This is a genomic window from Sphingomonas sp. BE138 (assembly GCF_031456125.1).
Taxonomy (GTDB): domain Bacteria; phylum Pseudomonadota; class Alphaproteobacteria; order Sphingomonadales; family Sphingomonadaceae; genus Sphingomonas.
Window position 1 is genome coordinate 1 of the sequence record NZ_JAVDUC010000042.1, and the last position, 11,650, is coordinate 11,650.

At 68.6% G+C, this 11,650-nt stretch carries 10 protein-coding genes and 1 pseudogene; 4 read left to right on the plus strand and 7 right to left on the minus strand.

The features are described from left to right. Nucleotides 1-72 precede the first annotated feature (72 nt). Nucleotides 73-453: a hypothetical protein gene (locus tag J2Y58_RS20125; protein ID WP_310107138.1), complete on the plus strand. Its 381-nt coding sequence runs from the start codon at nt 73-75 to the stop codon at nt 451-453. 159 nt (nt 454-612) lie between these two features. Here J2Y58_RS20125 and J2Y58_RS20130 read toward each other — a convergent pair whose 3' ends face one another. Further along, on the minus strand, nt 613-3,339 hold the full coding sequence (locus J2Y58_RS20130) for a Calx-beta domain-containing protein (protein WP_310107139.1): 2,727 nt from the start codon (nt 3,337-3,339) through the stop codon (nt 613-615). A 164-nt stretch (nt 3,340-3,503) separates the two neighbouring features. Here J2Y58_RS20130 and J2Y58_RS20135 point away from each other — a divergent pair, with 164 nt between their 5' ends. Beyond that, complete coding sequence (locus tag J2Y58_RS20135) at nt 3,504-4,163, plus strand: PEPxxWA-CTERM sorting domain-containing protein (protein ID WP_310107142.1); 660 nt, start codon at nt 3,504-3,506, stop codon at nt 4,161-4,163. A 196-nt stretch (nt 4,164-4,359) separates the two neighbouring features. On the opposite strand, the gene J2Y58_RS20140 is transcribed toward J2Y58_RS20135, so the two are convergent. The 4 genes from J2Y58_RS20140 to J2Y58_RS20155 all read right to left on the minus strand — a co-directional run bounded on the left by J2Y58_RS20140 (nt 4,360) and on the right by J2Y58_RS20155 (nt 8,129). Next, nucleotides 4,360-4,668, minus strand: a complete 309-nt coding sequence (locus J2Y58_RS20140; RefSeq protein ID WP_310107145.1) for a ribbon-helix-helix domain-containing protein — start codon at nt 4,666-4,668, stop codon at nt 4,360-4,362. Continuing rightward, complete coding sequence (gene parA, locus J2Y58_RS20145) at nt 4,665-5,321, minus strand: ParA family partition ATPase (RefSeq protein ID WP_310107147.1); 657 nt, start codon at nt 5,319-5,321, stop codon at nt 4,665-4,667. The genes J2Y58_RS20140 and parA overlap by 4 nt, the downstream gene beginning before the upstream one ends. Before the next feature lie 62 nt (nt 5,322-5,383). Further along, the gene (repC, locus tag J2Y58_RS20150; RefSeq protein WP_310107149.1) at nt 5,384-6,628 is read right to left on the minus strand and encodes a plasmid replication protein RepC; all 1,245 of its coding nucleotides are present in this window, start codon (nt 6,626-6,628) and stop codon (nt 5,384-5,386) included. 610 nt (nt 6,629-7,238) lie between these two features. Then, nucleotides 7,239-8,129, minus strand: coding sequence for a replication initiator protein A (locus J2Y58_RS20155; RefSeq protein WP_310107151.1), 891 nt, complete (start codon nt 8,127-8,129; stop codon nt 7,239-7,241). A 487-nt stretch (nt 8,130-8,616) separates the two neighbouring features. On the opposite strand from J2Y58_RS20155, the gene J2Y58_RS20160 reads away from it, so the two are divergent. Then, a complete protein-coding gene (locus tag J2Y58_RS20160) occupies nt 8,617-9,318 on the plus strand; it encodes a bacteriorhodopsin (protein ID WP_310107153.1) in 702 nt (233 codons plus the stop codon). Further along, nucleotides 9,315-10,166 carry a Brp/Blh family beta-carotene 15,15'-dioxygenase gene (locus J2Y58_RS20165; RefSeq protein ID WP_310107155.1) on the plus strand — a complete coding sequence of 284 codons (852 nt, stop codon included), beginning with the start codon at nt 9,315-9,317 and terminating at the stop codon, nt 10,164-10,166. Before J2Y58_RS20160 ends, J2Y58_RS20165 begins: the two co-directional genes overlap by 4 nt. Before the next feature lie 875 nt (nt 10,167-11,041). Here the strand turns inward: J2Y58_RS20165 and J2Y58_RS20170 are convergent. Beyond that, nucleotides 11,042-11,167: a hypothetical protein gene (locus J2Y58_RS20170; protein WP_310107157.1), complete on the minus strand. Its 126-nt coding sequence runs from the start codon at nt 11,165-11,167 to the stop codon at nt 11,042-11,044. 68 nt (nt 11,168-11,235) lie between these two features. Further along, nucleotides 11,236-11,553, minus strand: a pseudogene (locus tag J2Y58_RS20175) (transposase); the annotation flags it as partial. Nucleotides 11,554-11,650 lie beyond the last annotated feature (97 nt).

An 11,650-nucleotide genomic window follows, 5' to 3' on the forward strand; every position in this document is an offset into this window, starting at 1 on the left:
CACGAAACTTAATATACTTTGCGGCAACGCTCAGGCCTTTGTTGACCATTTGTTCCGACTGCCGCTGTCCATATGACAAACCTTGAGGTGCCCCCCAATTCGATCCGTTTCGCCGACATTGGTTACTGGATTCAACCGGACGGCAAGGTGACCGACGTCGAGATGCTGCGCACCAACGGCCTCGGCCAATGGAAGCCCGGCATCCTGCGCCACGTCGGCCAGCGCCGCTACGTGCCGCTAAAACTCACCGCCGGGCAGCCCGGGTTCTACCGGATCGACCGCTTCACCGTCCGCGGCGATATCGGCACCCCGATCGGCTCACGCATCCGCCAGCGGATGGGCAATCTGTCGATCCACGTCGTCGACCTGACCGAAACCGAGGCGCTCCGCGCCACGCAGCGCGAACGCATGGCGCAACGTAACCCGATCGCCGGCCCCACGCCGCAGCCGTAGCGCCGGGTCGCCCCGTACGTTGCCGATGTTGCGCCCGACCGCGTTCCGGGCGGCCTGATCCACCGCCACTTGGCGCACCTGCGCCGCTATTTTCGGGATGGTCCCGTCACCGGCGCGCGCGGGAACGACACCGGCCGCTCCCGCCCCGCCCGCCGCGCGTCACGCGATATGCAGCAATTCCATCCCGCCGAAGCGCGCGTGGTTGCCCATCATCCAACCATAGGCCGGGTCGTCAATCCCCGCGTCCATCGGCGCGGCCGCCGCATCCGCGTCGGCAAAACCGAGCTTCAGCAGCGCCAGCTGCGGGTCGTGGTCGGTCGGGCGCTCGCCGCCGAACTCGGCGTTCAGATGCACCGCGTCGAACGATGCCCCGTCCAGCAGCCCGCCGGTGACCAGCATGTTGTCCAGCGCCTGCGCATTGCCCTGGAACATGTAGCTGTAGCGCTCTTCCTCGGGCAGCAGCGTGCTGAGATTGGTGAACTTTCCGCCTTGCGCCGGGTCGGTCAGCTGGGTCTGCGCCTGCTCGAAATAGAAGCCGTTCCAGTCCCCCATGATCGCGACGTTGAGCGACGGATCCGCGGCCAGCCTGTCGTTGACCCACGCCTTCACGCCCGCGGCCTGCGCGGTGCGTTGCGCGTCGCCGGCGTCGAACGGCGGCTGGCTGGCGCCCCACAGCGGATCGCTGCCGCCGCGCGAGGTGAAGTGGACGTTGATCGTCGTCAGCTGCTCGCCGTTGAAGTCCCAGGTCGCGGCCAGCGGCTTGCGGCTGTTGGCATAGGCATCCCCGGTGATTAACGCCGCACTTCCAGCGACGTAGTCGACGCGGTCCAGGTTGTAGAGATAGCCGTTGCGGATGTTCCCGCCCGGCTCGCCGCCGGTGCTGCCCGCGACGGTCGGCGCGACCTCGACATAGGCATAGCGTCCGCCGTTGATGGCCGCGATCGCGTCGATCAGCCCTTGCGCGGTCTTCTGGCCCGACAGGTCGCTCCCGGTGCCCGCACCATCGGCGTCCTGGATCTCCTGGAGCGCGACGATGTCGGGCGCGCCGAGATGCCGGACGATGTCGCCCGCCAGAATGTCGAACTTGCCGTCGCTCGCATCGAGGTTCTCGACGTTGTAGGTCGCGATCGACAGATGCGCGGCGTCGCCCTTCAGCGCCGTCGTCTCGCGCGCGAGCGTCACGTCCTTCGTCACCTCGACCGCCTCGGTGACGATCACTTCATAGGTGGCGGCGGCATAGTTGACGATGCCGGTGACGCTCGAGAGCCGGTCGCCGACGCTATAGCCGGGCGAGAAGCCGTCGAAGATCGCGGCGTCGCGCTGGATCTGGATCTTTTCGGGGTTGAAGTCGCCCGGCGCGATCGTGATGCCGCCGCGCGCATTGAGCCCGGTCGCGCCCGCCCCGCCCGAGACGACGACATCGGTTTCCTGGAAGCGGTCGGCGGTGGTGTTCGACACGACCTGCGGCGCGTCGAGCGTGACGCGCATCCCCTCCAGCGCTTCCCAGAAGGCGATACCGTCGGTGATCTTCTCGGTCGGCGGCAGGATCCCGCCCTGCCCGACCAGCACCGCGTCGGGCAGCGCGTCGCCGAAGCTGTCGAGCTGGATTGAGGTCGGGTTGAGCTGCGTCACGGTCAGCCCGCCGGTGCCGGCCTGATATTCGGACACGCGGCCCTCAACCGTCAGCGTGTCGCCGACGAACAGGTCCTGCGGCGCCGACGAGGTGAAGACGAAGATCGCGTCGGACGTGCGCGCGTCGTCGTCGCCATAATCTTGGAGGTAGAAGCCGTTGCTGTCGATTGCGGTGACCACGCCGGTGGTCAGCACGGTCTGGCCCTCATAGGCGGATGTCAGCCCGCTGCCCTGGATGTCGCCGATCGTGCGATAGCCGATGTCGTCGTTGACGATCGTGCCGGTGGCTGCCGCGCGGTCGAGCGTCGCGCCGCCGGTCGGGTTGGACAGCGCGATCGCGAACGTCTCGTTGCCCTCCAGCAGCGTGTCCCCGGCGACCGCCAGGCGGATCGTCGCGCTGGTCTGCCCGGCGGCGAACGCCACCGTGCCGGCAAACGCGGTGCCCGCCGCAAAGTCCGCGGCATCGGCGCCGTCCGCGCCACCGGGCAGCGTGACGCTCCACCCCGCCTCGACCGCGCCACTGCTGCCGCCCGCGCGCGTTACGGTGAAGATCAGGTCGTGCGTGCCGCCGTTACCCTCGACGGTGCTGGCGTCCGCGATCGACAGCACGCCCGGCTGCGGCCCGCCCGCGCCGGTGCTGGTGACGCGGATGTCGTCGATGCCGATCCATTCGTCGTTGCCGACCGCATTGGTAGTTATGACGCGCACCTGCAGCGTCGCGACGCCGTTGGCGTTGCCCGGCAGCGTCACGTCGATCGGCGTCTCCTGCCCCGCCGCGCCGCCGGTCGTCGCATCGGCGATATAGGCGGACGGCAGGTCGATCCAGGCGGCGGTGTCGTTCAGGCGGTACTGGACCGCGACCTGCTGCACCGCATTGTCCGCGCTGCTGTCGATGTCGCGGATCGTGGCGGTGAAGCGCACGTCGCTGCGCCCGGTCGCGTCGAGATAGAAGGCCAGGTACGGCGCATCGGCGGTGCCCGATCCCTGGAGGGCGACGACCGGGTTGGCGATCGCGAACTCGGCCACGCCACCATTGGTGATGTTGGTGCTGGTCTGGTTGGCGATCACGTCGACGACATCGCTGCCGGCGCTGATCGTCCGCGGATCGGTGCCGGTGCGCGCGGTCAGGTCGTCACCGCGGAAGCCCATGATGCTCGGCACGCGGCTCCAGTCGTCGTCGCCGGTGATGAGCCCGCCGTCGCTCCAGTTCTGCACCAGATCGCCGCCACCCAGGTTCCAATATTGCGTGCTCATCCCGACCCCCGTTAACGATCTGCCTGATGGGGCGCCTAGTCAGCGATGATGACACATTCATTGCATGTCAGCGGCTTGACCGTGCACGCCCGGTGTCGCGGGACTGCAACATCGCAGTGATAGAGGCGCCGGCGTTTACGAAGGTTAACAGGGGGTTGCACATCATGAAGCGGTTGATGACGGCCGTGGCGCTCGGCGCCGGCGGTCTGGGGGCAGCGGTACCGGCGCAGGCGGCGACGTTCGTCCAGGACGGCGGAGCACCGCGCGGCGTGACCATCTCGACCGGCGGCACGGTCGGGCAGACGTTCGCGATGATCGGCACTTCGCTGACCTCGTTCGGCTTCCAGTTCCAGACCGGTCTGTCGGGCACCGTCGACGGCCCGGTGACCTTCACCTTGCGCGAGGGTGGCAGCCTGACCGGCACGATCCTGAAGCAGGTGACCGCCACGCCGTCGCTCGCCGCCAACCGCTCGAACTTCTGGTATGACTTCACGCTCGGCGGGGTCGCGCTGACCGATGGCGCGCTCTACACCGCGGCGCTGACCGCGACGACCAACCGCCTGTCGGTGATCTACAGCCCGGCGGCCACCGGCACGGTCGACGGCTACACCAAGGGGCAGCTGCTCACCGCCAACGCGGTGTTCAACCCGACCACCAACTGCGGCAAGGGCATTTGTGACGCCAACTTCCGCTTCGACAGCACCGGCGCGACCGGCGCGGTGCCGGAGCCGGCCACGTGGGCGCTGCTGATGCTCGGGTTCGGCGCGGTCGGCTACACGCTGCGTCGCGCGCGCGGTTCGCGGGTGGCGCGCCAGCGGGTGTGATGCGGTTGGGGGAGCATCGCGCTCCCCCGCCTTTCATGCTCAGGCGAAGTCGCCCAGATCCTCGGCGGGTTCGTCGGGCAGGTCGGCGGGCATGTCGCCGCTGCGATCGGGATCGTCGGGAGGCAGGTCGTCGGGATCGGTCATCGCTGAGGCTCCGGCTGATTGCCCGGCATCAACGCCCCTGCCCCATCGGTGTTCAGTCGCCGATCGGGCTTTCGCCGTGCTTGCGCAGCACGTCGTTGAACGCCTCGGCCATCAGCGCCTGGAGGCTGCGGCCCTGACGGCGCGCGAGCATGTGCATCGCCAGCGACATGTCGGGCGAGAAGAAGCCCGCGATCTGCTTGCGTCCCTCGCGGCTGACCGGCCGGGCCGGGCCGGCGGGCACGGGTTCCGGAGCCGCAACCGGAGCGGGGGCCGGTGCCAGCTTTGCGCGGGTTGCCGGTGCAGCCGCCGGTGCCGGGGTGGCGGTGCCGCGCAGATTGGCGAAACTGGGCTTGCGGCTCATGCAGGGACCTTCTTGCGGAAACGCGGGGTCGGCATGTCGAGCTGTCGACACGTCCATTTGTAGAGTTCGCGCACGTCTTGCGCGGCGCGTCCCGATGGCTCCAATTCCATGACGGTGCGTCCCTCCGCGGAGGCATGGCGGAAGGCGGCGCGATCGGGGAGCAGCACCGGGCAGGCCGGCGTGCCGTAACCTTCGACCAGCTCGCCCGCCTCGGCATAGACGCGCGGGGCATTGGGGCTGCCGGCGCTGAAGACGACGAACGCGGGCTTGCGCAGCAACTGCACCAGCTTGGCGCTGGTCTGGATCGCGGCGAGGTCGAACGCGCTCGGGCGACACGGGATCAGCACCAGATCGGCAACCTCGACCGCGGCGCGCGCCGCGCTGTCGGCATGCGGCGGCGTGTCGATGACGATCACCTGCGCCCCCTGCCCCGCCGCCTGCGCGACCTTGGCGGCGAGCCGCGGCGGCGGACTGTCGATCACCTCGGGCGGCGCATCCTGACGCCACGCGGCCCATTGGCTGGCGGTCGCCTGCGGGTCGGTGTCGATGATGAGCGACACCGCGCCGGCATCCTGCGCCGCGGCGGCGAGGTGCAACGCGAGCGTCGTCTTCCCCGCCCCGCCCTTCTGGCTGATGATCGCGATCGTCGGCATGTCGCCATTCCTACATGTCGCGGTGTCGACATGGCAAGCTGCATGATCGTCGACATGCGGCCTTAATGATCGGCGAGCACCGCATGGCGGAATCCCCACAGGCTGCGCCCCAGGTCGAGCTCGTCGCGCCCCGCCTTGGCGACCATGCCGGCGAAATACGCGCCGGGGGTTTGGCGGATCTCATGACGTGCCTGGCGCTCGGCGGTGATCATCATCGCCACGGCCGCACCGTCACGCCCGATCCGGTCGAGCGCGTCGACCCATGTCGCGGTGCGGATGCCGAGGTCGTGCCGCAGCCGTGCCGCCGCAGCGTGGAGATCGGGCCAGCCGGGCGTCGGCGCGCTCATGTACATCGCCAGCGTCGGGAACATCGCGACCAGATCGACCGGCCGGGCCTTGAACACGCTTCCCGACGGCGACGCGGGGAGCAGCGGCTCCGAAGGTGCACCCGCGTCCGGATGTCGACTACGATCACGATCGCCTTGTACATAGGGATGAGGAGAAGGGTTGGTTTGTATATGTATGTCGGGTGCGGATTTTGACCCCGACGCGCTATTCTTCTGTGTAAACATGAACCGGTCGATCGTCGCGCCCACGTCCTGCTCGAGCTGCGGCAGGCAATCGAGCGCCGCCTGATAGGCCGCGCTGTCGCGTGCGACCCGCGCTGCGGTAGCCCGCGCCGCGATCCGCTCGATCGCGTCCTGCAACGCCATCCAGTGCGCACCGGTCAGTTGCAGGTCCGCGGCCTGCGCCAGCACCTGTCCGATCAGGCGGCGGCTCCGTGCGATCGCCTGCCGCCCCTCCTTGAACAGCCGCGACTGCGCGGTCTGCGCGTCGGCAAGTGTGCGCAGCTCCTCGAAGCGGATGCGCAGCGGCGACAGGTCGAGCCCGTACGCGCTGGTGATCGCGCCGCTGACGTCACGGCGCCCGGTGCGGCGCCCGTGTGCGCTGTCGTGCGCGGTGACGAGCCCGAGCGTGCGCAATTGCCGCAGCCGCGCCTTGATCGCGCTCTCGGTCACGCCGGCCAGCTCGGCGAGCGTATAGTTGCTGGGCCATGCGATCGGCGTGCGGCCGAGCGTCCAGTCGTCGGGGCGGGTGAAGCCGATCAGATGCTTGAGCGTCTGGAGCGCCGGGGTGCCCAGCCCGAGCGCGACGCGCGCGCCCTCCAGGATCGGATAGAGCCGGTTGCGCTCGACATCGGTCGCGGCGGGCGCGCGCGCCTCCAGCTCGCGCACGATCCGGCGCGACAGCGCGGTGATGGGCCGCGCGCCCGTGGCCCCCGTGAAGGCCGTCTGGGTACAGGTCATCGTTCGTCCCCTTTGCGAAGGGGCCGTCAGCAGGCAAAACAATGACGTGGCGCGAAGCGCGCTCCCTTGAACCGAGGTTCGGACATCGCTACGTGGAGGTCGTCGTTAGTGAATGATGACCGGTCAGCGTTTGGCGACGCTGCCACATAACAATCCCAGGGTGCCCGGCCTTCGTGCCGGGCATTCGTTTATGTGCTCACAGCCAGTTCCTTTGGCATTTCCCCTGAAGCGCGCGCGCGAACGCGGCAGACGCCTCATTGCAATCTATGTGTCGGACGGGTCCGGTGTAGGAAAGCGCGAATGTTCGTGCTTTCGGGCGGAAAATCCCACGAATGTTCGTGCTTTCGGGCGGAAAACCGCCGGGCCGGCGATGCCGGGCGTGTGGATCGGGGAGCACCAATTCGTGCTTTCGGGCGGAAAACACCGCGTCGGGTGCCGCTCCAACCCCGAATTTACCCACGTCGGGGCGATTTCGTTACCCGAACGGCCCCCGTTACGTGCGATGCGGCGCGCCCGACTCGCGCGGCGTGCCATGTCGTGCTTTCGCACGGAAAACCGTGGATGAAGTTCGTGCTTTCGGGCGGAAAACCCGGATGCGACCGAGAGCGCGTCAGGCGGCGCCCGGTTGCGGCGGGCCGACGAACTGCAACGCCTCGTTATGGGTGATCGTGACCAGCGTCGTCAGCTTCGGGCGGCCGCCGTTCGGGCCGGGTTCCTTGCGGTCGGTCAGCGTCAGCCAATATTCGGGGATCGACTGCACCCGCGCGACCTCGCGCAGCGTGCGGCGGAAGTTCTCGAGCGAGCGCGGCTCCAGCGAGCACCCCACCCTGCCCGCCAGCTCGACCGCGTCGATCTCGAAGCGCGCGCCGTCGATGCAGTTGAACTTGGCCAGTTCGTAGAGCCGCCGCTCGATCGGGCCGAGCTTGAAGAAATCGTCGTGATAGGCCGCGATGCGCCGGTCGGTCAGGATCGCGCGGTGGAGCCAGTCGCACAGCATCACCTCGACATGCTTCACGCGCCGTTCGCCGTTGGGAAGCTTGGTATATTTGATGTCGGCCTTCAGCAGCCACGAGAAGGCGCTGTCCGAGCCCTCCCCGCCGGTCTCGATGTTCGTGATGATCTGCGTGCCCTGCAACCGCGCCAGCGAGGCCTTCAGCGAGGCATAGGAGCGCGCCGAGGCGTTGGTGCCGGTCATGCGGAACAGGTCGTTGGCGGTGAAGCTGAGCGTGCGGTCGATCGTCTCGCCCGCCTCCAGCCGCCCGACCATGATGCTGGCGATATAGAGCAGGATTTCCTTGTCGTAGATCGTCGCAACCCCGGTCTTGCTGGGGTTGATCTCGATCCGTGCGCTCTCGCTCTCGAAGGTCATCGGCTCCATCTGCGCGCGCTTGGTGAGCGCGAAAAACGGAAACTCCGCGACGGTCCGTTCGCCCTGGATGTCGCCCAGCAGCGGGCTGTCGAGCCGGAACAGATCGCCCTGCGGCGGGATGACCTTGGTCATGGATGCTCCCCTGCCCTACCCCCTGTGCTGTCCCCCGTCATGGGGCACGCCGGATCTTCGTGCTTTCGGGCGGAAAAGTCGGGCGCGGTCGTCGCGGATGATCCGAACCGTCGTGGGCGCATAGCGGCGATGTACCGGGCCGGCGGGCGACGTGTCAAACCAGCGCGCGGGCGCGGACGTGGCAATGGCGGCGCGGAACGACAGACAACGGTGCAGGCATGTCGACATAACGACGTGTCGACAGGCATACACGTCGTCATCCGCCCGCATGAGACCGGGAGCCGCGAGCCCCCTCCCCGCAGCGTGACGCGCGAACGCACGGCGCGACGGCGTTCGCGGATGTGGGCGGCACCGTCGGCGGACGCTTCGTGAAGCTCCCACCGGCGCTACGGCAATCGTGTCACAATGTTTCCGGCACCATCGGCCTTATCCTGCGTTAGCTTTCCCGAGGTCTTGCGAGGGGCCAGTCCTGCCAAGGGATGCGCGCATGGACCAGACCGCCTTCACGATCGGCTTCACGATCATGTCACTCGCCTCGTTGGCGATCTATGCGACGGGGAGCAAGGCGCCGCCGGCGCGCCACCACACGTTGCTGCACGCCGCGGTCCCCTTCATCGCGGCGACCGCCTATCTGGCGATGGCGTTCGGCATCGGGACGCTGGCGACGCCGGACGGCGCCGCGACCTATCTGGCGCGCTATGCCGACTGGTCGGTGACGACGCCGATCCTGCTGGCGAGCCTGGTGCTGACCGCGTTCCATGAACGCGGGCGGACGGGCGAGGTCGGCGGGTACCTGACCGCGATCATCGTGCTGGACGTGCTGATGATCGCCACCGGGCTGGTCTCGTCGTTGGCGACGGCGCCGGTGGTGAAATGGGTGTGGTACCTGTGGTCGTGCGTCGCGTTCGTCGGCGTGCTGTACCTTCTGTGGGGGCCGCTGCGTGCGCTGGCTGCGCAGCGCGGTGCGGCGCTGAGCACCGCCTATCGCAAGAACATCGCGTTCCTGACGGTCGTCTGGTTCCTGTATCCGGTCGTTTTCCTGATCGGTCCGGAAGGATTGAGGATCATCACCGACCCCGCATCGGTATGGGCGATCCTGGTCATGGATGTGGTCGCCAAGGTCGTCTACGCCTTCTACGCGGCGCGCAACCTCGACACGGCGCTGCGCGAGCACGCGCCGGCGGCGTGACACGCGGGCGCCCCCGCCTGCCCCGCGCCCTGCCCGCGCTGCTGGCGGCCGGAACGATCGCGGCGGCGATCGCACCGTTGCCGGTGCAACTGGCGTTCGCGATCCTGGGGATCGGCGTGGTCGGCATGGTGCACGGCGCGGGCGACCTGGCGGTGGTCGCGCCGCCGCGGCGCCCGACCTTCCTCGCCGCCTATGGGGCGGTGTCGCTGGTGACGCTGCTGTGGTGGACCGCCGACCCGGCGATCGCGCTGCCGGCGTTCCTGCTCGCCTCCGCGATCCATTTCGGGCTGGAAGACGCACCGGACGGCGCCGTGGCGGAGCGGATCGCGCGCGGCGTCGCGCTGGTCGCCGCCCCGGCCGCGCTGCACGCGGAGGGCTATGCCGCGCTGCTGCGGACGGCGGGCGGAGCGGGGTCGCCGGTCGCCGCGGCCACGCCGGTCCTCGCGCTCAGCGGCGGCGTGGCGGCGGGCGGGTTGCTGGTGCTGGCGTGGCGGCGGCGCGACGGGCGGCTGGCGGGCGGCGTGGCGGGGCTGCTCGCCCTGCCCCCGCTGGTCGGCTTCACGACCGGGTTCCTGATCCTGCACGCACTGCCGCAGACCGCCGCGCGCCGCGACCGGCTGGGGTGCGGCAGCACCCTGTCCTATCTCACGACGGTCGCGCCGGTGTTCGCGGCGGCGGTGGTGCTGGCGGGCATGGTGGCGATGCTGCTGCTGCGCGTCGATCCCAGCGGCGTGCGCGGCCTGTTCGCCGGCATCGCGGCACTGGCGGTCCCGCACCTGCTGGTGACGCCGTGGTTCGAGGCGGGCGCGGTCGGGCGCCGTCCGATGCGCCCGGCACGGGCCGTCTGAAGCACGGCTTTCACCGGCAGCGGAGCGGGGCGTCCGGCCACCGTGTCGACATGTCGATCAGCGGGTGTCGCGACGTCGACATGGCGACATGTCGGGTGCGCGATCGTGGCGGGTGGGCAGGGCGGACGCGCGGGGCAGGGGTTTCCCGACATGTCGGCGTGTCGACACGTCGGCACTGTTACGTTGCTTTCCGTAAGGGGAAGAGGGGGCAGCCGATCGCAGCGACGTCGGCGACGGTCGTTCCACCCCGTCGCTGCCTCCATGGCGCCTTCGGCGGCCGATGGCCGGGCCAGCGCGCGCGGGTTACGTGCGACATGTCGACATCCCGACATGACGACGGACTTACGCCATCGACGTCCGTCCGATGCGCGCCAAGCCGGCGGTGTGGGGCGGGGCGGGAGCGCGCGGATCGCGCCGCGCCACTGACGGTTCAGCGCCGGCCGGGGGGGGGCAGGGGGCATGCCAATGGGCATCTGGCCCGAGTGTGGGGCGACATCGTCGACCTGTCGAGCCGTCGCGGTATCGACATGCCGACACCGCTGCCATCACGCCGGTGGGCGGAAGACAACGGGCGGCATGCGTGAGGATGCGGCCGACATCATCGCGGTGAAGGATCCGGGACATTAGCGGCAGCCGCATCGACATGTAGACGCGTCGACTTGTTGGATCGGCGAATGTATGATGGAGCGTTGGTCCATGCCGGGTCTCGCTGCCCCTCTGCTGCGGCATGGTTCCGGGAATGACCGGAGTTGATGGTTTACGGATCATTCGCTTTCGGGTGGGTGAGCGCGCATCGCCGACGTTGGCTATTCCAAAAAGCATGGGTGCCAGCCGACGCCGACCGCCGTGCGACAGCGAACCGGCAAATCAGTCGATCACGCCCCTTGTGCAAGCGTTTCCATCGGGACGCCTTGAGCGAGCTTGGCGCCTGCGGGCACGAAGACCGAGCCGGTCAGGTCGAGGTGGTGAGATCGCAACGCCTGCTCACGCCAGCGCCGCATTGCGCGTTCGATACCGCGCTTGATCTTGCCGCGATGAGCAGCCCCCACCGGGTGGTCCGGGTTGTCAGTTAGTGCATTGTGGTCTTCGCCGCCATTGCCGGGCGTAGGTGGAGCGAAGCGGAACCGGAGGCCGGCAATGGCGGCGTCGCCGCTTCTGGTGCGGGTGGGCGATAGCCCAGGCTGCTATGTGGTCGGATGGTGTTGTAGTGGCGCCGCCACGCCTCGATCAGCACTTTGGCCTCGGCGAGGCTGTAGAAGATTTCACCATTAAGCAGTTCGTCGCGAAGCGACCCGTTGAAGCTTTCGTTGTAGCCGTTTTCCCATGGTGAGCCTGGCGTGATGTAGAGCGTCTTCACGCCGATCTGCCCAAGCCATTTCTGGACTGCGGGGGAGTGTCAGGAATTCTGTGCGGGAGGCCGTTATCGTCATCAGATGACGAACCGCTCGCCGAAGATGACGGCGAACTGGGTCTTTGCCTCCGAC